25 protein-coding genes are annotated in these 20,479 nt (G+C 56.8%); 7 read left to right on the top strand and 18 right to left on the bottom strand.

Annotated elements, in window-relative coordinates:
- Positions 1-67: 67 nt before the first annotated feature.
- From tusB to fkpA, 5 genes are all read right to left on the bottom strand, one after another.
- Positions 68-355: a sulfurtransferase complex subunit TusB gene (gene tusB, locus ACRDD5_RS21755; RefSeq protein WP_271282535.1), complete on the bottom strand. Its 288-nt coding sequence runs from the start codon at positions 353-355 to the stop codon at positions 68-70.
- Positions 356-362: 7 nt separating this feature from the next.
- Complete coding sequence (gene tusC, locus ACRDD5_RS21750) at positions 363-722, bottom strand: sulfurtransferase complex subunit TusC (protein ID WP_438677962.1); 360 nt, start codon at positions 720-722, stop codon at positions 363-365.
- On the bottom strand, positions 722-1,108 hold the full coding sequence (gene tusD / locus ACRDD5_RS21745) for a sulfurtransferase complex subunit TusD (protein WP_271282537.1): 387 nt from the start codon (positions 1,106-1,108) through the stop codon (positions 722-724). The genes tusC and tusD overlap by 1 nt, the downstream gene beginning before the upstream one ends.
- Positions 1,108-1,830 (bottom strand): helix-turn-helix transcriptional regulator, encoded by a 723-nt coding sequence (locus ACRDD5_RS21740; RefSeq protein WP_271282538.1) that lies wholly within the window; start codon positions 1,828-1,830, stop codon positions 1,108-1,110. Before ACRDD5_RS21740 ends, tusD begins: the two co-directional genes overlap by 1 nt.
- 164 nt (positions 1,831-1,994) lie before the next feature.
- Positions 1,995-2,807, bottom strand: a complete 813-nt coding sequence (fkpA, locus tag ACRDD5_RS21735; RefSeq protein WP_271282539.1) for an FKBP-type peptidyl-prolyl cis-trans isomerase — start codon at positions 2,805-2,807, stop codon at positions 1,995-1,997.
- Between the two features lie 236 nt (positions 2,808-3,043).
- Between fkpA and ACRDD5_RS21730 the strand changes: the two genes are divergently transcribed.
- Positions 3,044-3,265, top strand: coding sequence for a protein SlyX (locus tag ACRDD5_RS21730; protein ID WP_271282540.1), 222 nt, complete (start codon positions 3,044-3,046; stop codon positions 3,263-3,265).
- A 47-nt stretch (positions 3,266-3,312) separates the two neighbouring features.
- On the opposite strand, the gene slyD is transcribed toward ACRDD5_RS21730, so the two are convergent.
- The 4 genes from slyD to kefG all read right to left on the bottom strand — a co-directional run bounded on the left by slyD (position 3,313) and on the right by kefG (position 6,570).
- Positions 3,313-3,906 carry a peptidylprolyl isomerase gene (slyD, locus tag ACRDD5_RS21725; protein WP_271282541.1) on the bottom strand — a complete coding sequence of 198 codons (594 nt, stop codon included), beginning with the start codon at positions 3,904-3,906 and terminating at the stop codon, positions 3,313-3,315.
- A gap of 94 nt (positions 3,907-4,000) precedes the next feature.
- On the bottom strand, positions 4,001-4,201 hold the full coding sequence (locus ACRDD5_RS21720) for a YheV family putative zinc ribbon protein (RefSeq protein ID WP_271282683.1): 201 nt from the start codon (positions 4,199-4,201) through the stop codon (positions 4,001-4,003).
- Between the two features lie 12 nt (positions 4,202-4,213).
- Positions 4,214-6,019, bottom strand: coding sequence for a glutathione-regulated potassium-efflux system protein KefB (gene kefB, locus ACRDD5_RS21715; RefSeq protein WP_438677961.1), 1,806 nt, complete (start codon positions 6,017-6,019; stop codon positions 4,214-4,216).
- A complete protein-coding gene (gene kefG, locus ACRDD5_RS21710) occupies positions 6,019-6,570 on the bottom strand; it encodes a glutathione-regulated potassium-efflux system ancillary protein KefG (RefSeq protein ID WP_438677960.1) in 552 nt (183 codons plus the stop codon). The genes kefB and kefG overlap by 1 nt, the downstream gene beginning before the upstream one ends.
- Positions 6,571-6,694: 124 nt before the next feature.
- Here kefG and ACRDD5_RS21705 point away from each other — a divergent pair, with 124 nt between their 5' ends.
- Complete coding sequence (locus tag ACRDD5_RS21705; protein ID WP_438677959.1) at positions 6,695-8,599, top strand: ABC transporter ATP-binding protein; 1,905 nt, start codon at positions 6,695-6,697, stop codon at positions 8,597-8,599.
- Positions 8,600-8,614: 15 nt separating this feature from the next.
- Entirely contained in the window at positions 8,615-9,553 is a 939-nt protein-coding gene (locus ACRDD5_RS21700; protein ID WP_438677958.1) for a LysR family transcriptional regulator, read from the top strand.
- Here the strand turns inward: ACRDD5_RS21700 and mdcH are convergent.
- From mdcH to mdcA, 8 genes are all read right to left on the bottom strand, one after another.
- Positions 9,543-10,439, bottom strand: coding sequence for a malonate decarboxylase subunit epsilon (gene mdcH, locus ACRDD5_RS21695; RefSeq protein WP_438677957.1), 897 nt, complete (start codon positions 10,437-10,439; stop codon positions 9,543-9,545). The two genes, ACRDD5_RS21700 and mdcH, sit on opposite strands and share 11 nt — an antisense overlap.
- Positions 10,439-11,056, bottom strand: a complete 618-nt coding sequence (locus ACRDD5_RS21690) for a malonate decarboxylase holo-ACP synthase (protein ID WP_438677956.1) — start codon at positions 11,054-11,056, stop codon at positions 10,439-10,441. The genes mdcH and ACRDD5_RS21690 overlap by 1 nt, the downstream gene beginning before the upstream one ends.
- A 2-nt stretch (positions 11,057-11,058) precedes the next feature.
- A complete protein-coding gene (locus ACRDD5_RS21685; RefSeq protein ID WP_438677955.1) occupies positions 11,059-12,018 on the bottom strand; it encodes an AEC family transporter in 960 nt (319 codons plus the stop codon).
- A 128-nt stretch (positions 12,019-12,146) separates the two neighbouring features.
- Positions 12,147-12,947, bottom strand: a complete 801-nt coding sequence (gene mdcE / locus ACRDD5_RS21680; RefSeq protein WP_438677964.1) for a biotin-independent malonate decarboxylase subunit gamma — start codon at positions 12,945-12,947, stop codon at positions 12,147-12,149.
- Positions 12,947-13,780 (bottom strand): biotin-independent malonate decarboxylase subunit beta, encoded by an 834-nt coding sequence (locus ACRDD5_RS21675; protein ID WP_438677954.1) that lies wholly within the window; start codon positions 13,778-13,780, stop codon positions 12,947-12,949. The genes mdcE and ACRDD5_RS21675 overlap by 1 nt, the downstream gene beginning before the upstream one ends.
- Complete coding sequence (gene mdcC / locus ACRDD5_RS21670; RefSeq protein ID WP_438677953.1) at positions 13,773-14,072, bottom strand: malonate decarboxylase acyl carrier protein; 300 nt, start codon at positions 14,070-14,072, stop codon at positions 13,773-13,775. The genes ACRDD5_RS21675 and mdcC overlap by 8 nt, the downstream gene beginning before the upstream one ends.
- A gap of 9 nt (positions 14,073-14,081) precedes the next feature.
- Positions 14,082-14,939, bottom strand: a complete 858-nt coding sequence (locus ACRDD5_RS21665; protein ID WP_438677952.1) for a triphosphoribosyl-dephospho-CoA synthase — start codon at positions 14,937-14,939, stop codon at positions 14,082-14,084.
- Positions 14,939-16,594 (bottom strand): malonate decarboxylase subunit alpha, encoded by a 1,656-nt coding sequence (gene mdcA, locus ACRDD5_RS21660; protein ID WP_438677951.1) that lies wholly within the window; start codon positions 16,592-16,594, stop codon positions 14,939-14,941. The genes ACRDD5_RS21665 and mdcA overlap by 1 nt, the downstream gene beginning before the upstream one ends.
- A gap of 279 nt (positions 16,595-16,873) precedes the next feature.
- On the opposite strand from mdcA, the gene ACRDD5_RS21655 reads away from it, so the two are divergent.
- Genes ACRDD5_RS21655 through ACRDD5_RS21645 form a run of 3 tightly spaced genes read left to right on the top strand, consistent with a single transcriptional unit; the run spans position 16,874 to position 19,011 of the window.
- Positions 16,874-17,896 carry a hydrolase gene (locus ACRDD5_RS21655; protein WP_271282684.1) on the top strand — a complete coding sequence of 341 codons (1,023 nt, stop codon included), beginning with the start codon at positions 16,874-16,876 and terminating at the stop codon, positions 17,894-17,896.
- Positions 17,893-18,111: a YheU family protein gene (locus tag ACRDD5_RS21650; protein ID WP_271282547.1), complete on the top strand. Its 219-nt coding sequence runs from the start codon at positions 17,893-17,895 to the stop codon at positions 18,109-18,111. Before ACRDD5_RS21655 ends, ACRDD5_RS21650 begins: the two co-directional genes overlap by 4 nt.
- A 30-nt stretch (positions 18,112-18,141) precedes the next feature.
- Positions 18,142-19,011, top strand: coding sequence for a phosphoribulokinase (locus tag ACRDD5_RS21645; protein ID WP_271282548.1), 870 nt, complete (start codon positions 18,142-18,144; stop codon positions 19,009-19,011).
- Between the two features lie 95 nt (positions 19,012-19,106).
- Here the strand turns inward: ACRDD5_RS21645 and ACRDD5_RS21640 are convergent, their stop codons facing one another.
- Positions 19,107-19,511, bottom strand: coding sequence for an OsmC family protein (locus ACRDD5_RS21640; protein ID WP_271266524.1), 405 nt, complete (start codon positions 19,509-19,511; stop codon positions 19,107-19,109).
- A 309-nt stretch (positions 19,512-19,820) separates the two neighbouring features.
- On the opposite strand from ACRDD5_RS21640, the gene crp reads away from it, so the two are divergent.
- Complete coding sequence (crp, locus tag ACRDD5_RS21635; RefSeq protein ID WP_000242758.1) at positions 19,821-20,453, top strand: cAMP-activated global transcriptional regulator CRP; 633 nt, start codon at positions 19,821-19,823, stop codon at positions 20,451-20,453.
- Positions 20,454-20,479 lie beyond the last annotated feature (26 nt).

Genomic DNA, 20,479 nt, shown 5'->3' with positions numbered 1-20,479 from the left:
CAATATGAGGACGCGAAATTTTAGGGCTACGCTGAAAAGGTGTCAAGAAATATACAGCGATCTGCGATCACCAGTTCATTTGACCGGTGTGTTGCACCGCAAGATTGACGAAGTCAGTATAGCTAACCACGTCAACTTTGGCTGAAATTTGACCAGCAAGGCCGCGGGCATCAATATCGTCTTTTAGCGCAGAGACTGTTATGGGGGCATTACTGAGAATATCAACAAAGCGGCTACCTTCTACCGCAGCGAGGACGCCATCCTGAATGAGCAGTAACGCGTCGCCCTCGTGCAGCATTCTCATCATACTGTCGATGTCACAATGCCAGGGTGAATGGCTCAGAGTGTGGAGCATGGCCGCCTCAGAATGTCAGAATGGTGTCGAAATGGGAAAGATGTTCACGTAGCACGTCGGGGGCAACCACCGTAGCGTCCAGAACAAAGGGCGTGTTCTCATTCAAACCCCGCGCCTGCAGTGAGGCCGCACACACGTAAAACGTCTCGATGTCATACAGCGGCAGGACTTTAAAGGTCGCGATGTAGTCTCGCGCCAGCACCGCCTGCGGCTGTTGACCGGCCAGCAGCTGAAATACACCGTCCCCGGTAAAGAAGACGCCGATCTCCTCCGTCAGTGCAGAGGTCGCCAGCAGCGCATCCAGCCCTTCCCTTCCGGCGGATGTGCCGTGCGGGGCAGAGGTAAAGACAAAAGCAACGCGGTTCATCAGAATTGCACCATCCGATCGCAGGTCAATGCCGCTTGCGCCAGCGCGCCCAGTCCGCTAAGTGAAAATCCATCATTGAGGTTGGCTGCAGGTAAACCCAGACGTTTCGCTTCGCTCTCATCGTTCACGCCGCGTCGCAACGCCGCCGCCACGCAGATGTGCAGCGCCACGTCGTGTTCCTGGTGCAGCGCTTGCCATGCCCGTACCAGGTCGAACTCATCCGAGGCCGGAGACGTCAGTTGGTTGGCGTTATACACCCCTTCCCGATAAAAAAAGACGCTGACCAGCTCATGGCCCGCGGCCAGCAGCGCACGCGCAAACTGCAGCGCACTACTGGCCTGCTGCGTACCGTAAGCCGGGCCGGTAACCATCAACGCAAAACGCATTACTTTTCTTGCCCCAGGAAATCACCGCTTTTGAACTGGCGGATATAAAGATAGACCGTATGTTTGGAGATATTCAGACGGTCAGCGACCTGGTTAATCGCATCCTTGATGTCGAAAATGCCTTTCTCGTAAAGGTTAAGCACGATCTGACGATTCTTAGCGTTGTTTGACACATTGCGATCGGCATTAACCTCTTCAATGGTGAATTCCAGCGTCTGGGTGACCAGGTCTTCAACAGAGGAGGCGAAGTTGACCGAAGAGCCCACGTCCGGGGTTTCTGGCGGAATAAAGGTGTTCATAATCTGCGAGAACGGCACATCAAGGTTTATGTTGATGCACAGCAAACCAATCACCCGATGATCGCGGTTACGGATCGCAATTGTCTCAGATTTCATGAGGACGCCGCTTTTCGCGCGCGTGAAATAACATTTGGAGACGCTGCTGTCGGCGCCGGTCATGTCGTGGAGCATACGCAGTGCAAGGTCGGTGATTGGCGAACCAATTTTACGGCCGGTATGCTCACCATTGGCAATGCGGATGGCAGAACATTTCAGATCTTGCAGGGAGTGCAGAACGATTTCACAGTGGGACCCGATGAGCATCGCTAACCCGTCCACCACCGCTTCGTAGGATTTCAGAATATCGAAATCGGTCTGATCGAAAGGACGTTGATCCAGTAAATCAAGTTCACTGGTTTCATTGGTTAAAAGCGACCTGGTCATGAAAAAAACACTCCTTTTCAGGAGCCTGTCGGTATGCTTTCAGGGCAGGCTCATTATTTACACGGGCAACTAAATTAATACAGCGTAGGTAGCGCTTCCAGTGTTAATTATATCTGCACCACAATAAAAAAACCGCCGCCTTAAAGGCGGCGGTTTTTAGCGATTTACTTCTTGGCTGCTTCTGCTGCCGGAGCAGCGTCCGGCTTAGCGTCTGCTTTCGGCGCTGGCTTAATGTCCAGCAGCTCTACATCAAACACCAGCGTGGAGTTAGCCGGGATACCCGGAACGCCTGTTTTACCGTATGCCAGGGCCGGTGGAATAACCAGCTTGATTTTGCCGCCTTTCTTGATGTTTTTCAGGCCTTCGGTCCAGCCTGGGATAACACCGTCCAGACGGAAGGAGAGCGGTTCGCCACGGGTATAAGAGTTATCGAACTCTTTACCGTCGGTCAGGGTGCCTTTGTAGTTAACGACAACGGTATCGCTGTCTTTTGGCGCATCACCCGTGCCTTCTTTCTCTACTTTGTAGAGCAGGCCAGTAGAAGAGGTTTTAACGCCTTTCTCTTTCGCGAACGTGTCACGGTAGGTTTTACCCTTCGTTTCGCTTTCGGCTGCGTCTTTCTCCATTTTCTCCTGAGCGGCGCCTTTCACGCGGGCTTCAAAAGCTTGCAGAGTTTGTTCGATTTCCTGGTCGGAGAGTTTGCTCTTATCGGCAAACGCATCCTGAACACCGGCGATCAGCTGAGTCTGATCCAGTTTGATGCCCAGTTTTTCCTGCTCTTTCAGAGAGTTTTCCATGTAACGGCCCAGAGATGCGCCCAGTGCGTAGGCTGATTTCTGGTCGTCATTTTTGAACGCTGCTTTGCTGTCTGCGCTTGCAGCAGGCTTCGCAGCAGTATCAGCAGCGAAAGTCAGCGGCGCATTCAGTGCGACGGCCATCGTGGTCGCCAGCAGCGTTACTTTAAACAGTGATTTCATCCATATCTCCAGGACCGGGGACTCTCACCCCGTGTTAAGCGTAAATGAGTTGCGTACTATAAAACGTTGTGGAACAAATCTACAGACAGACTCTCCCGATTCTCAACACATTTCAGACTATTTTTGTTTTAATTAGTTTCGCAGCAACAGGATGATTACTGCACGTGAGAGTAATCTCGGGTAATATTCGCCGCCGCGAACCCCAGAAGTGGGGCAACAGATAAACGAGGTGAATCATGCAAGATACTACAGTATTGGAAGCACGACTGGCTGAGCTTGAAAGCCGCCTGGCTTTTCAGGAGATCACCATCGATGAGCTGAACCAAACCGTCACCGCTCACGAGCTGGAGATGGCGAAGCTGAGGGATTTAATGCGTCTGTTGACGGAAAAAGTGAAAGCGACACAGCCATCGCACATTGCGTCGCAGTCAGAAGAGACGCCGCCGCCCCATTATTAAGACGTAAAAAAAGCGGGATATTCCCGCTTTTTTTATACCGGTCGGTATTAGTGACAGCCGCAGCCGCCATTACCGCCACAACCGCCTTTGCCGTGCTCATGTCCATGGTCATGATCGTGGCTATGGCCGTGACCACCGCAGCAGCCATCGTGGTCGTGATCGTGGTCGTGACCGTTCGCACCGTGAACGTGACCGTGAGCCAGCTCTTCTTCAGTGGCTTCGCGGATGGCAATCACTTCTACGTTGAACTTGAGGTTCTGGCCAGCCAGCATGTGGTTGCCATCAACCACAACGTGGTCATCTTCAACTTCGGTGATTTCAACTGGAACCGGACCCTGGTCAGTTTCAGCCAGGAAACGCATGCCAACCTGCAGTTCGTCAACGCCCATAAAGACGTCTTTAGGAACACGTTGAACCAGATTTTCGTCGTACTGACCGTAAGCGTCATTAGACGCAACTTCTACGTCAAATTTGTCGCCAACTTCATGACCGTCCAGCGCGTTTTCCAGGCCGGAAATCAGGGAACCGTGACCGTGCAGATAGTCCAGCGGCGCACTCACCGGAGACTCATCAACCAACACACCGTCTTCTGTACGTACCTGATAGGCCAGGCTGACCACCAGGTCTTTTGTTACTTTCATGATATCTCCTGAGCGTGGGAAAATTGCTGGCGCAGATTGTAACGGAAATCTGCACCCGTGTACCCTTTAGCTTAAAAAAACTCAGGGCATATCGCTAGTCTGGATGAAAAATGCCGATCACTTGCTCTTCTTTGCGGACATGCTCGCGCGCCGCTTTATCCGCTTCCCGCATCTGATGACCGCACTTAACACACTCAACAATATCGATATTGTTTTCCCGCCACATGGCCAGTGAATCTTGCACCTGACAGGCCGGGCATTTTGCGCCGGCGATAAAGCGTTTACGAATTGCCATCATTTAACCCCGTTATTCAAATTCATCCCAGCCATCCAGCTGCCGACGTTCCTGCTGCATCTCACGCTGAAAGATCTCTTCAAGCTCACGGCGCGCCTCCCGCACACGGGATATTTGCACCGTATCGGTATGCACCGGCATCAGCTCGCGCAGCATGCGCATATCCAGACGACGGAAGTGCAGCTGCGCGCGCTGGGCCTGATGCGGATGCATGCCCAGCGTCACCAGCGTTTTGCGTCCCAGCTCCAGCGCACTGGAGAAGGTCTCACGCGTAAACTGCTTAACACCGGCCTGCAGCAGCTCATGCGCCTCAACACGTCCCCGCGCACGGGCCAGAATATGCAGGTGCGGAAAATGCTGCTGGCAGATCTCCACCAGCTTCATGGTGTCCTCCGGCTCGTTACAGGTGATGACGATAGACTCCGCCGCCTCAGCACCCGCGGATCGCAGCAGTTCCACCTGCGTGGCATCGCCGTAATAAACCTTATAGCCGTACTTACGCATCAGATTTACCGCGCTGATATCGCGCTCCAGCACGGTAACACGCTTTTTATTGGCCATCAGCAGACGGCCAATTACCTGCCCAAAACGGCCAAAGCCCACCACAATTACCTGCGGTTTATCGTCTTCTACCCACGGCGCTTCATGTTCATCTTCAGCGGCGTTAAAACGGCGAGCAAGCCGCTTGTCAATAAGCTTCATCACCAGCGGCGTAGTCATCATCGACAGCGTGACGGTCACCAGCAGCAGCGCCATCTGATCATGCTGGAACAAACGTTGGGAGGATGCTGTGGAGAAGAGCACAAAAGCGAACTCACCCCCCTGACTTAATACCCCGGCAAATTGCGCCCGTTCCGCATGACGCAAGCCATACACCCGCGCCAGACCGTAAAGCACCAGCATTTTCACCGCGACCAGCACCGCCACGCTCATCAATACCCACAGGATGTGGGTATAAAGTACCCCAAGGTTCAGCGCCATACCGACCGAAATAAAGAATAGCCCTAACAGCAGCCCTTTAAACGGATCAATAGCGATCTCCAGCTCGTGCCGGTATTCACTTTCCGCCAGCAGCACCCCCGCAATAAAGGTTCCGAGCGCCATCGACAGCCCGAGCGCATCCATAAACAGCGCCGAGCCAAGGACCAGCAGTAGCGTGGCGGCGGTAAACACTTCGCGCACGCCCGAGGCCGCAATAAAGCGAAATACCGGACGCAGCAGATAACGCCCGCCCACCAGCATGCCCGCAAACGCCAGCACCTTGATGCCGATTTTCATCCAGTCGAAGTGCTCGTCGCCCGACCCCGCCAGCAGCGGGACCAGTGCCAGCGCCGGGATCACCGCCAGATCCTGGAACAGCAATACCGAAAAGCCCAGCTGTCCCGCCTCGCTACGGTTCATGCCTTTATCGCGCATCAGCTGGAGCGCCATTGCGGTGGAGGACATCGCCAGCCCTATCCCACCGATCACCGCCGCCTGCCATGAGAAATCGGTCAGCATCAACAGTCCGCCGAGGATCACCCCGCTAAACAGTACCTGCGCGGCACCCACGCCGAAGATTGAACGGCGCAGCTGCCAGAGCTTCGCCGGGTTCAATTCAAGGCCAATAATAAACATCAGGAAGACGACGCCGAGCTCAGAGAAGTGGAGAATTTCGTCGACATCGCTGATAAACCCCAGCCCCCACGGACCGATGGCAATGCCGGCCAGCAGATAACCGAGTACCGCACCAATCCCCAGACGCGCGGCGACCGGCACCGCCACCACCGCAGCGAACAGAAACAGCACCCCTGCCAGTAACAGATCGGAACCTTCCATCAGCCACCTCCCGTCAGGGTCGGCGATGCCAGCCAATCGCCGTAGGCTTTGGCATGGCTGGCCAGCTCCTGCTGCTGCTGCCGACGCGCCCAGTAGATAATCATCGGACTCATCCAGTGCATGCGGCACATGGCCGCTGTCAGTTCAAACGGGCGTAAAATGTCGTTCATCGAATAGCGGTTAAGACCGTCGTGGCGGTAGGCGCTCTCCGGCTCGCCGGTGGTCACGACGTTACGCCAGTACTTTCCCGCCAGCTGATTTCCCCCTACTCCACTGGCGAAACCGCGGCTGAGCACGCGGTCCAGCCACTCTTTCAGTAACGCCGGGCAGCTATAGGTGTAAAGGGGATGCTGGAACACGATAATGTCGTGCTGGCGCAGCAGTTCCTGTTCGCGCGGAATATCGATAAAAAAATCGGGGTAGCACGCGTACAAGTCGTGCACCGTCACATGACTGAGCTGTAATGCCGGTTGAAGCAAAACCCGGTTGGCGACCGAGTCCTGAGACTCCGGATGGGCATACAGCAGCAGCACTTTTGCTGTCTGGGACATCATTCCTCTCCCGGGTCGTCATCACTGTTGTTTTGGGCTACCATGGCACACCCACGCGGCGCGTGGCGGCATATTTAACCTTATTATAATGACAACCTAACATAGTCTGAACATACGGCGCTCTATGATTGTTTTCTCCTCATTAAAAATTCGGCGCGGTGTCCGCGTCCTGCTGGACAACGCGACAGCCACCATTAATCCGGGCCAGAAAGTGGGCCTCGTGGGTAAAAACGGCTGCGGCAAATCCACGTTACTGTCGTTGCTGAAAAACGAGATCAGCGCGGATGGCGGTAACTTCACTTACCCTGGTAACTGGCAGTTGGCCTGGGTAAATCAGGAGACCCCGGCCCTGAGCGTACCGGCAATGGACTATGTTATTGACGGTGATCGGGAATACCGCAAGCTCGAAGCCGAGCTGAATGCCGCCAACGAGCGCAACGACGGGCACGCCATTGCCAATGTCCACGGCAAGCTGGACGCTATCGATGCATGGACCATTCGCTCCCGCGCCTCCACGCTGCTGCACGGTCTGGGCTTCAGCAACGAACAGCTTGAACGCCCGGTCAGCGATTTCTCAGGCGGCTGGCGGATGCGTCTTAATCTTGCCCAGGCGCTGATCTGCCGCTCCGACCTCCTGCTGCTCGATGAACCAACCAACCACCTCGATCTTGATGCGGTGATCTGGCTGGAGAAGTGGCTGAAAAGCTATCAGGGTACGCTGATTCTGATCTCTCACGACCGTGACTTCCTCGATCCGGTGGTAGACAAAATCATTCATATCGAACAGGAATCGATGTTCGAATATACCGGCAACTACAGCTCGTTCGAACGCCAGCGCGCGGTGCGTCTCTCCCAGCAGCAGGCGATGTACGAAAGCCAGCAGCAGCGCGTGGCCCACCTGCAGAGCTTCGTCGATCGCTTTAAGGCCAAAGCGTCGAAAGCGAAACAGGCCCAAAGCCGCATTAAGATGCTGGAACGTATGGAGATGATCGCCCCGGCGCACGTTGATAACCCGTTCCACTTCAGTTTCCGCGAGCCTGAAAGCCTGCCGAATCCGCTGCTGAAAATGGAAAAGGTCAGTGCGGGCTACGGCGAGCGCATCATTCTCGACTCCATCAAGCTCAACCTGGTACCGGGTTCGCGTATCGGCCTGCTCGGCCGTAACGGCGCCGGTAAGTCAACGCTTATCAAACTGCTGGCGGGCGAGCTTAACCCGGTCAGCGGCGATATCGGCCTGGCGAAGGGCATCAAGCTTGGTTACTTCGCCCAGCACCAGCTGGAGTTTTTACGCGCGGATGAGTCCCCGCTTCAGCACCTGGCGCGCCTGGCGCCGCAGGAGATGGAGCAGAAGCTGCGCGATTACCTCGGCGGTTTTGGCTTCCAGGGCGATAAAGTGACGGAACAGACCGCGCGCTTCTCCGGCGGCGAAAAAGCCCGTCTGGTGCTGGCGCTGATCGTCTGGCAGCGTCCGAACCTGCTGCTGCTCGATGAACCGACCAACCACCTGGATCTCGACATGCGTCAGGCGTTGACCGAAGCGCTGATCGAGTTCGAAGGCGCGCTGGTTGTGGTCTCGCACGACAGACACCTGATCCGCTCCACAACTGACGATCTGTATCTGGTCCACGATGGCAAAGTCGAACCCTTCGACGGCGATCTGGAAGATTACCAGCAGTGGCTGACCGACGTGCAGAAGCAGGAAAATCAGCCTGCCGACGATGCAAAAGACAACGCCAACAGCGCCCAGGCGCGTAAAGATCAGAAACGCCGTGAAGCGGAACTGCGTACCCAAACCCAGCCTCTGCGTAAAGAGATTACCCGTCTGGAAAAAGAGATGGAGAAACTCCACGCCGCACTTGCGACGGTGGAAGAGAAGCTCGGGGACAGCGGGCTGTACGATCAGGCACGCAAAGCCGAACTGACCGAGTGCCTGCAGGTTCAGGCCAAATCCAAATCCGGTCTGGAAGAGTGCGAAATGGCATGGCTGGATGCGCAGGAACAGCTGGAAGAGATGCTGCAAAGCGAGTAGAGGATCGGGAAGGTTATGACTATCGACATCACGAGCGATATCACGTTTCGCAAACTGAGTATTTTCATGACCTTCATGGAAAAGGGCAATATCGCCCGCACCGCCGAGACGCTCGGCCTGAGCGGTGTAAGCGTGCACCGCGCCTTGCACACCCTGGAAGAGAATGTTCGCTGTCCGCTGTTCACCCATAAGGGACGCAATCTGATTGCCCTGCCCTCTGCCTGGACGCTGCTGGAGTATTGTCAGGAAGTGATGCAGGTGATGGCGCGCGGGCTGGAAGAGTCGCGCAAAATCGCCGGGATTGGTCAGGGACGCCTGCGCGTCGGCACGCTTTATTCTCTGACGATGGAAACCGTGCCGCGTCTGATTATGGGGATGAAACTGCGCCGTCCGGATCTGGAAATGGATCTGACGATGGGCTCGAACGACACCCTGCTCCATCTGCTTGACGAAGGCTCGCTGGACGCGATCCTGATCTCCATCTCCGAAAGCGATATCGACCGCAACACCCTCGAAGTGCTGCCCCTGTTCCACGACGATATTTTTCTCGCTGCACCCGCCTCCGCCAGACTCAACGGCAGCGGGCTGGCGGATCTGCGCGATTACAAAGATCAGAAATTCGTCTCGCTGGCGGAAGGCTTTGCGACCTACGCCGGTTTTCAGGACGCGTTCCAGATCGCCGGTTTTGAGCCGGAAATCGTCACCCGCGTGAATGATATCTTCTCGATGTTAAGCCTGGTGCAGGCGGGCGTTGGCTTTACGCTAATGCCGGGCAGGATGAAGAAAGTGTACGAGAATTCCGTGCAACTGCTGAAACTGGCACAGCCTTACCAGATGCAGCAGCTGATCGCGATTGTCTTTGCCCGCAACCGCGAGCAGGACCCAAGCCTGCGTGCGTTAGCCGCAGAGGGCCGAATGTATGCCCGCAGCCTGGAGCAAAACGCTACGCTCTGAGACGCGTCGCCAGATGTACCGCCACGTCAACGCCGCTGCGCTCGAGCGAAATCGTTTCACCGTCCCACGTAGCCTTTCGTGTCAGACACGTCAGCACACCGCCGGGCGGCATCTCGATTGCCAGCCGCGCTTCACGCTCGTTGGCGGAAATCACCGCCTCCTGCCAGCGCACCGTGCGTGCCATGTTCATGGCTAAATCATCCGCGATCTTTTCCGGCTGCCACAATACGCGCCCGGTACTGCCGCTGAGGTATGCACAGCGTGGGCGAGAAAGCGTCACTTCGCTGAACGCCTGCACCAGTTTCTGCGCCGGTTCCGCGAGGAGTTCACAATGCGATGGCACGCTCACCGCCAGCCGCTGGGCTTTATTCGCGCCCTTCTCCAGCGCGCGCGTTGCAACGCTCGCCATCGCCTCGTCGGAGCCCGCAATCACAATCTGCGTTTCGGCATTCAGGTTAGCGATATAGGTGCCCGTTCCCGCAATCAGACTCTCAACCTGCGCCATCGTCAGCCCCATAATCGCCGTCAGACCATAGCCGTGTGGATACGCCTGCTCCATCAAATCACCACGCAGTGCCACCAGCCTTAATGCATCCGTAAATTCCAGCGCACCAGCGATCACCGCAGCGGGATACGCGCCAATCGACAGGCCACTGACGATATCCGGTGCTACGCCGCGTCGTTCCAGTTCACGCGCCCAGGAAACGCCTGCAATCAGCAGCGAGAGCTGCACCGCGCGGGTGTGTTGCAGAGCGTCAGCAGCATCGAGTAAATCGGCTTCTGCGCCCAAAACCTCCCGGGCAACCGCCCGTTCCGTTCCCGGAAGGTTCTGCAGCATGCCCGCACGCTGCGCCCCCTGCCCCGGAAAAGTAAACAGTATTTTCATCACGCCTCCCGGTTCCACGGGTCGGCCACCAGGCGCGGCCCCGTGTGCGTTTTCAGCAACGCTTTACCGTCGCGCAGCCACTCGTTCAGGGCAAAACCGCCTGCTGGCGTTTCTACCTGCGTGTCCACGCGGCACAGCGCATTGCGAAGTTGTTTCGCCCAGCGTTCCAGTTCTGCCGCCGGTACCCGCAGTGGCGCGCGGATCAGCAGATCGAGATCGCTGTCGGCATGAATCACCGGCACGCCTGTTGCCAGCGCATAACCGGTACTGCCGGTTACACCCCATGTCCACGGCCAAGGCTGCTGAGCGAGCTGAAACGCGACCTGTACCGGAGGCTGAGTAATAAACGGCGAGCGCAGCAGATCGGTTAAAGAGACAAGATCTTCTGGCAATACCACGCGCGTCACACATGCGGGCTTCACCCATCCGGCGGCGCGCTGGTCGCGTTTCAGACCCCGCACACCGACGGGGATCCGCCCGTTTTCATCAACATCACGCCGCACCACCACAGGCAACCCGGTATGCCACACGCCGTCCACCCAGGATTCGGTGACATCTTCAAGCGCGTCGCGCGCGGTAAGCCAGATAAGATCGTGCGGGCGTAATGTTGTGGTCATGATTACATTCCTGAAGTCAGCGAGATAAACAGCGGCAGCGACAGGATACACAGGACCGAGCTCAACAGCAGCACCGCTTCTGCATCAGGTGACTGCACGCCGAAACGGTTGCCGAACACCACGCCGAAGAAACCAGCGGAGAGGGCAATCATCAGGATTGCGGTGATAGCCACAGAACCGTGCAGGCCGAACACGAGTACCAGACCCCAGGCAATGGCAGGTTGAATCAGAAGCTTGGCAATCGTTGAGGTGATGACCATAGTGTTGATTTGCAGCTTACGCGCAGAGAGGATCACCCCGGTCAGGAACAGCGCCGCAGCGGTTGCGGCGAGGCCCAGCGGCTTGATTGCTGCCAGCACCAGTTCCGGCATTTTGATGCCGATAGCCGAGAGAATCACACCCAGCAGTGGGCCCATCACGATCGGTTTCTTAATAGAGCGCCACATCAGCACCGGCAGCATCGCCAGCGTCGAACCACTGCTATTCCCTTCGGCGCGTGCTTTTTCACGTTCCAGAATCAGCAGGCAGAACGGGGTCATCAGCACGGAACCGCAGGCGATGGAGACCGCCACGGAGAGCGACGTGGCAGAGCCTTCTCCCAGCACGCTACCGAGAATCGGCAGTCCGAGCGCCGCATAGTTGGGCAGCGCCACGGTCAGGGTCAGCACAGCTGCATCCTGCGGTGATTTTTTAAAGACGTTGGTAGCAAGGAAATAGATCGCCGCGTAGGTGATCCACATCGCCAGCGTTAGCACCAGAATCAGCGGCGACTGAGCGAGGATACCGCTCCACGGCGTTTGTACCGTTGCGCTAAACAGCGCGGCGGGTAGCGCAAAATCCATCACAAAAATATTGAGCAGGGAAACATTTTTATTATCCACCATCCTGGCCTTGCCGGCCCAGAATCCCAGCAGCATGATGATGAAAATCGGTGCAAGAGCATGAACAATTACGTAAGTCATAGATCACCTGTAATGAGTAAAAAAATAAGCACTGACGCGATGATTATTATTTTTCAGGATGCAGGCTCCCACGCAGGCGCAGCGGGTGCGCCCACGGGAGCCAGACATCTGGCAGGTCTTTTTTTTACTTACCAGCTTGCTCGCATACGTTCGCGTACCAGAGCAGAGCTGCGGCGGTTGTCAGCACCCAAACGATTTTTCAACGTCGTGTCCTGACGTGCGTCGTGGACGGCCTGTTGCAGAGTGGTTTTCACCTGCGCCAGATCGGTGTCGGAAGGGGCGTCCGGGTTGCTGATATCCAGCAGATCGGCGAGCAGTCCGAGGGTGGCGTAGTTGCTGATGTCGTACGCCATTGGCGGAATAGTGGCCGCCAGTTTTTCCAGCGCCTCGACGGTACGCAGGGTGATACGCGCGGCGGACTCTTTGCCCATCGCATGAATCAGCACGCCCTTATCGTTAAAGGCAATCAGACGGTTCGCCTGGTAGCCGTGCGCCAAAAATGCGCCGGACATCGCTTTGCCAACAATCAGGCCAATCACCGGATGACCGGCCAGACGCGCATTGGCATACGCCGCAGCCGCACCGGCCAGCGCCTGGTGAATACCGAACGCCTCTTCGCGACGGCCATACGCCTGGCTTGGCACGTCAATCACCGCCACAATCGGGCGCTTCACGGCTTTATCGGCATCAGCAGCGATGGTTTCACTCACCACTTTGGCCAGCGTCCAGCCTTCCAGCAGACCGACTTCGCCCTGGGCAGCGCGCGGGAAATGGTTGTTTGCATCCGGGACCACGGCGACAAAACGCACGGTCTCACCGTTGAGTTCCCCGTCTGCCGCCTGCACGGACGGGCATAGGCCTGGCAGGCGCTGGGCATTCGGGGCGAGAGTTTGCAGCCATAATTCGCCGCGACTGATTGAGTGAGTCATCATTTCACCTCCCGGGCAAAAAGGGCATGGATCTGTTCGGTATCCGCCTGTTTGCGGGTGTCGAAGTGGCTCAGACGATACAGATAATCGTCATAGTTATCGGTGCGATGGTGTGCCGGAACGCCTTTGGCAATGGCGTCGTTCATCGCCTGTTTCACCGCGTTCACACCGTCGCCCACCAGCGCATCCACCAGACCACTTTGATAGCGGATTTCGCCACCGGTCATGCTCCAGATAAACGGACGGTCGCGGGAGTCGTACTCTTCGATTCCGGCTTCCTGCTCGATAACCTGCGGGCCGTTCAGACCGAGGCGCGCCTCGCGGGTGACAATCAGGTAGCTGCACAGCGCCGCGGCGATAGACATCCCGCCAAAGCAGCCGACGGTACCGGCCACTATCCCGACCACCGGGGTGTAGCGTCGTAAATCGACAATCGCGGCATGTATGTCAGCAATCGCCGCCAGCCCGAGATTGGCTTCCTGCAAGCGTACGCCGCCCGTTTCGAGGCACAGCACCGCCTGCGTTGGGATACCGTTGCGGTTATCTTCTGCCGCCAGCTCCAGCGCCGCCGCCATTTTGGCCCCGGACACTTCGCCCATGCTGCCGCCCTGGAACGCGCCTTCAATGGCGACAATGACAGCCGGTTGACCGTTGATAGTCCCTTTCGCGACCACCATGCCGTCATCCGCCTGCGGCACGATGCCCTGTGCGCCGAGCCATGGTGAGGTGATCCCTTCAAACGGATCCAGCAGTTCACGGTAGCTGCCATCGTCCAGCAGTGCGTGCGCACGCTGGCGCGCTTTCAATTCGATAAAACTGCTGTCGTCACGCATGGCTCACCTCTTCAAAGACCTGTTCGATTCGAATGCGCGCCACGCCGGGCGTTGCGCCAAAGTCATGAATGGTCAGCACACCGCCGGGCAGGCGGCTCACGGTTTGCAGACGATTGAACAGCGCTTCCCAGCGACCGCGGCTGTTGTCGACGGAGGTGGTGATATTGATGGTTAAGGTCTGGCTCGGGTCGGCGGCGAATAGCACCTCCATATCCCCGGAGCCGACAACCCCTGCCAGCGCCCTGCCGCTTAATGCGCGGCTGGCGGGCACGGTTAATGTGATTTTTTCCATAACATCCTCTTAATGCTTTGAATAAGGCGTCTCGACGCGGTCGAGGAACAGCGTGGCGGCGAGCAGATCGGCGGCACCACCCGGTGAGGCATTGAGTGTGAGCATCTGGCGATCGAGCACAGCCAGGGCGCGCTGGCCTTCTGGCACGGCGGTTCCGCCCGCATTCAACACGGCTCGCGCCCCGTCCTGCATGGTCTCCAGCCCTTCCATTCCGGCGCGGGACAGCACGCAGGTGTCAGTGAGCGAGGTCATGATCGCCATCAGCGCATCAAGCCTTGCGTGCGCTTCGCTGCTGCCGTTCAGGCGGCTGAGACGAAGCTGGGGCAGCCCCCGCTGTAAAATATGCGGGAACGCCTGCTGCGCTTCTTCACGCGCACCCGGTACGCGATAACGGTGCGTGGCGCGAAGCCCTTTGCTGAACACTTTCGGCGCCGCATCATCCGGCAGTTTTGCCAGTTCTGCAGCCGTCATGGCGATGGTCTGCGGTTTCGCATCCCCGCCGAGCATCGCTACCGCGCTGACCAGCAGTCCGAGCGCCCAGATCGCGCCACGATGGGTGTTCACACCCTGCGTGGCCGCCATCATGTTTTGCTCACCTTCACGGCCCAGTCGCCCGATGGTTTGTCTGAGCGCAATGTCCGCCGGACGCTGCCAGCTTTGTTGCGCCAGCGCCTGAAACGTCGGCGTCAGGCTGTGCGCGGAACGCTCCATTAACGCGAGGGAGAGATCCTGGTGCGCACCGTTCCCCCGACTGTCCACCAGACCGGGTTTCGGGCTTAATCGTGCTTCGTCAATCAGACACTGCGTGGCGGCGCGCGCCAGCCATTCGGCACCGCCTTCAACCTGGATCTGGGGCAGAAGTTTCATTACCAGCTCCGGAATTTCGCAGGTGGGTTGTAAAGACCGCCTGACCATTCAACGAGGTCAGACACGCTGCCCGCTGCCAGCAGAGAACGGGTGGCGTCGGTGCGACGAATGCCCATGTCTTCCGGGTACACCACTTTGCCGCTCTGGCGCAGCGCGGCGACGCGTTTGGCATCAACGCCCAGGCCGATATCGGTGATCCCGGCCACTGCGGCGACCATTGCGCGGCGCTCTTCAAGATTTTCCGCGCGATAGAGGTAGGCAATCCCCTCTTCGGTCAGCACGTGGGTGACGTCATCCCCGTAGATCATCACCGGTGCCAGCGGCATTCCGGAGGATTTCGCCACCTCGACGGCGTCGAGTTTTTCCACGAAGGTCGGTTTAACGCCCGCCTGGAAGGTTTCCACCATCTGTACCACCAGCTTTTTACCGCGCTGCATGGGGTCAGGTTCGGTGATCATATTCAGCCATGCCGGCGTAGCGTGTCGGCGACCGTGCGGATCGTGGCCCATATTTGGCGCACCGCCGAAGCCCGACAGACGTCCGCGTGTCACGGTAGACGAGTTAGCGTAGCCATCCACCTGTAAGGTCGAGCCGATAAACATATCGACCGCGTACTGGCCTGCCAGCTGGCAGAACGCGCGGTTAGAACGCATCGAGCCGTCGGCACCGGTAAAGAACACGTCCGGGCGGGCGCGGATGTACTCTTCCATCCCCAGTTCGCCGCCGAAGCAGTGCACGCTCTCCACCCAGCCGCTTTCAATCGCCGGGATCAGCGTCGGATGCGGGTTCAGGGTCCAGTGCTTACAGATTTTGCCTTTCAGGCCAAGCTGTTCGCCGTAGGTTGGTAATAGCAGCTCAATAGCGGCGGTATTAAAACCAATCCCGTGGTTCAGGGACTGCACCTGATGTTCTGCGTAGATGCCTTTAATCGCCATCATCGCCATCAGGATGTGTTCTTGTTTGATGAGACGCGGGTCGCGGGTAAAGAGCGGTTCGATGAAGAACGGCTTGTCAGCCACCACCACGTAATCAATCCACGACCCTGGAATATCCACGCGCGGCAAATCACATTCGTCGTCCACCAGCTCGTTCACCTGCGCGATGACGATACCGTCGTGGAACGCGGCGGCTTCAACCAGCGCCGGGGTGTCTTCGGTGCTCGCACCGGTGTAAAGATTGCCTTTGCGATCGGCTTTAAACCCGGCGATCAGCGCCACGTTCGGCGAGAGATCGACATACAGGCGGGAATAAAGCTCGATGTAAGTGTGGATCGCGCCGATTTCGAGCTGACCGTCTTCCAGCAGCTGTGAAATACGCAGGCTTTGGGTGCCGGAGAAAGAGAAGTCGAGCTTGCGGGCGATGCCCTTTTCAAAGATGTCGAGATGTTCGCTGCGACCGACGCTTGGCATGATCATATGCAGGTCGTGCACAATTTGCGGATTCACTTCGGCAAGCGTGCGGGACAAAAAATCGGCCTGCTTTTGGTTGTTGCCTTCCAGAACGACTTTGTCGCCCGGGGCAATCAGTTTTTCCAGCATGGCGACAAGATCGTCGGTTGGCAGAACCTTGCCTTGCACCGGGACGGAATCCAGGCGTCGCGCTTTTTCAGTGCGTCGCGTGTTCCAGACCCGGGCGGGTGTTTGCCCAGATAACATTATTAACCTCCTGATTCAGCACATCATTCTGATTTGCTTAACGCTGTGCAAAGTGTGCGCTCTGGTGAGAAAGGCATCAATTAAGCGTAAAGCGTAATCGTTAGCCTGAGAGTAATAATCGAGGCAAAGATTTGTGATCGAGATCAGTTCACGCCGCGCGAAAAAATGTCTGAGGTGGCAGAAAGGGCTAAATCTGAGGTAAACGCCCCTCGTTTTTATAAACAGGGTACAATTCGGCAGGTATAGTAAATGACTGACAAGAATCAATATCGCATCGTTATGACCCAAGTTATTCCATCAGATTTCGATATCTCGACCGAAGAGAGCGCAGCATTCGTGCCAATGCGGGGCGTCGCGAACCCGCACCTGCAAACCATGCTGCCCCGGATTTTGCGCCGAAAACTGCAATTTGCGCCGCACTGGCAGCGCCTTGAGCTACCGGACGGTGATTTCGTGGATTTAGCCTGGAGCGAAGATCCCGAGCAGGCCAGACACAAGCCGCGCCTGGTGGTGTTTCACGGTCTGGAAGGTAGCCTGCACAGCCCGTATGCCCACGGCCTGATCCACGCGGCGAAAGCGCGCGGCTGGCTCGGCGTGGTAATGCATTTTCGCGGCTGCAGCGGTGAGCCAAATCGTCGCGAGCGTATTTATCACTCCGGCGAAACGGAAGACGGCACCTGGTTTTTACACTGGCTAAGAGACAACTTTGGCAGCGTCCCAACCGCCGCCGTCGGCTATTCGCTGGGCGGCAACATGCTCGCCTGCCTGCTGGCTAAAGAGAGCGATAATGCTCCGCTGGATGCGGCGGTGATTGTCTCCGCGCCGTTTATGCTTGAGCAGTGCAGCTATCATATGGAAAAGGGCTTTTCGCGGGTTTATCAGCGCTATTTACTGAACTTACTCAAGGCCAACGCCGCGCGTAAGCTGAAAGCCTATCCGGATACCTTGCCGGTCAGCCTGCAACAACTTAAGCGTATGCGCCGCCTGCGTGAATTCGACGATATGATAACGTCTAAGATTCACGGCTTTGCTGACGCCATCGACTATTATCGTCAGTGTAGCGCCATGCCGCTGCTGAATCAGATAACCAAACCGACGCTGATCATCCATGCGAAGGATGACCCTTTTATGGATCATCACTCCATTCCGGCACCGGAGCATCTGCCCGCAAACGTGCAGTATCAGTTGACGGAACACGGAGGCCACGTCGGCTTTATCGGCGGGACGTTGCGTCGACCGAAGATGTGGCTGGAAACGCGCATCCCTGACTGGCTAACCTCTTTTCTGGAGAGAATAAAATGATGATTCCGTGGCAGGATCTGGCTCCCGAAACGCTGGATAGCCTGATTGAAAGCTTTGTATTACGCGAAGGCACCGATTATGGTGAACATGAACGCTCGCTGGAGATGAAAGTCGCCGATGTTAAACAGCAGCTTAAAAGCGGTGAAGCCGTGCTGGTGTGGTCAGAACTACACGAAACGGTGAATATTATGCCTCGCGGTCAGTTTCGCGACTGATCGCCCCCTCTTTCCATTCAGGGAGTTGCTATGTCCGCCAGACATCCGGTTATTGCCGTTACAGGATCCAGTGGTGCGGGTACCACTACCACCAGCCTCGCCTTTCGCAAGATCTTCTCCCAGCTTCATCTCCGGGCAGCGGAAGTGGAAGGCGATAGCTTTCACCGCTATACCCGCCCTGAAATGGACATGGCCATTCGCAAGGCCCGTGATTTAGGCAAACACATCAGCTACTTTGGCCCGGATGCCAACGACTTTGGCCTGCTGGAGCAAACCTTTGCCGAGTATGGGCGCAGCGGTACGGGCCATGCGCGCAAGTACCTGCACACCTACGATGAAGCGGTGCCGTGGAACCAGGTACCGGGCACCTTCACACCGTGGCAGCCGCTGCCGGAACCCACCGACGTACTGTTTTATGAGGGGTTACACGGCGGGGTCGTCACGCCGCAGCACGACGTGGCGCGCCATGTTGATCTGCTGGTGGGCGTCGTGCCGATTGTCAACCTGGAGTGGATCCAGAAGCTGACGCGCGATACCAGCGAGCGCGGACACTCGCGAGAAGCGGTAATGGATTCAGTGGTGCGCTCCATGGAAGATTACATCAACTTCCTCACCCCACAGTTTTCACGCACCCACATTAACTTCCAGCGCGTGCCGACGGTGGATACCTCCAACCCGTTTGCCGCCAAAGCTATTCCTTCGCTGGATGAGAGCTTTGTGGTGATTCATTTCCGCAATCTGGAGGAGATCGATTACCCCTGGCTGCTGGCCATGCTGCAGGGTTCGTTTATCTCGCATATGAATACACTGGTGGTGCCGGGCGGGAAGATGGTGCTGGCAATGGAGCTGATCATGACGCCACTGGTTCAGCGGCTAATGGAAGGGAAGAAGATCGCCTGATTTCGTGCCCGGTGGCGCGATGTTTACCGGGCCTGAGGGTGTATTCCGGGCCCGTAGGCCGGGTACAACGCGCCGCCCGGCTTTTTACGTAAGCCCTACGCCTCGATCACTTCATACGAGTGCGTAATCTTGACTGCTTTTTCCAGCATCAGCGCCACCGAGCAGTACTTCTCAGCCGACAGGTCGACCGCACGGGACACCGCCGCATCTTTGAGCTCTTTGCCGGTTACCAGGAAGTGCAGATTGATATGGGTGAACAAACGCGGCGCTTCTTCACGACGTTCAGACGTTAGCTTCACTTCGCAGTCGGTCACATCGTGGCGCCCTTTTTGCAGGATCGATACCACGTCGATCGCACTGCATCCCCCCGCAGCCATCAGCACCACTTCCATTGGACTTGGCGCTTTGTCACCGGAGTTGCCATCCATCAAAATCTGGTGCCCGGAAGCTGACTCGCCGAGGAACGTTAACCCTTCAACCCATTTAACACGCGCTTGCATTTTATTCACTCCAGGTTTGCATTTTTCATGACAGATTACGCGCCAGTAACAATTCTGGCAACGGAAGGCGACCTGCATCAAGCTGAAGCGAGACACCAGGAGACACGCAGCAAAACCTATGCTAAAACAGTCGGGATGCTACAGTAATACATTGACGTTACACATGTATGCAGAGGACATCACACATTACAGGCTGCTAATTTTGTGACAGCCCGTTTCCCAGGTACGGGGAAGAATTCGATTGCAACCCCAGAGTAAAAGGTGCACATCCTGGCTCTGGAGATAGCTTATAACAGAGGATAACAGCGCATGGTGCTTGGCAAACCGCAAACAGACCCGACTCTCGAATGGTTCTTGTCTCATTGCCATATTCATAAGTACCCATCGAAGAGCACGCTGATTCACCAGGGTGAAAAAGCGGAAACGTTGTACTACATCGTCAAAGGCTCAGTAGCAGTGCTGATCAAAGATGAAGAAGGCAAAGAGATGATCCTCTCTTACCTGAATCAGGGAGATTTCATCGGCGAGCTGGGCTTGTTTGAAGAAGGTCAGGAGCGTAGCGCCTGGGTTCGTGCAAAAACCGCGTGTGAAGTGGCAGAGATCTCCTATAAGAAGTTCCGCCAGCTGATCCAGGTTAACCCGGATATCCTGATGCGTCTCTCTTCGCAGATGGCTCGCCGTCTGCAGGTCACGTCGGAGAAAGTGGGTAACCTCGCCTTCCTGGACGTTACCGGCCGCATCGCTCAGACCCTGCTGAACCTGGCGAAACAGCCCGATGCCATGACCCACCCGGACGGAATGCAAATTAAAATCACCCGTCAGGAAATCGGTCAGATCGTCGGATGTTCTCGTGAGACAGTGGGTCGTATCCTGAAAATGCTGGAAGATCAAAACCTGATCTCCGCCCACGGTAAAACTATCGTGGTCTACGGAACGCGTTAATTCCGTGCAAACGGCGTGACATCGCA

Origin of the sequence: Silvania sp. (genome assembly GCF_051656365.1) — a bacterium.
GTDB lineage: Bacteria > Pseudomonadota > Gammaproteobacteria > Enterobacterales > Enterobacteriaceae > Enterobacter > Enterobacter hatchlandensis.
The sequence above is the reverse complement of the archived record's forward strand: the minus strand, read 5'-3'. Positions and strand labels throughout refer to the sequence as shown.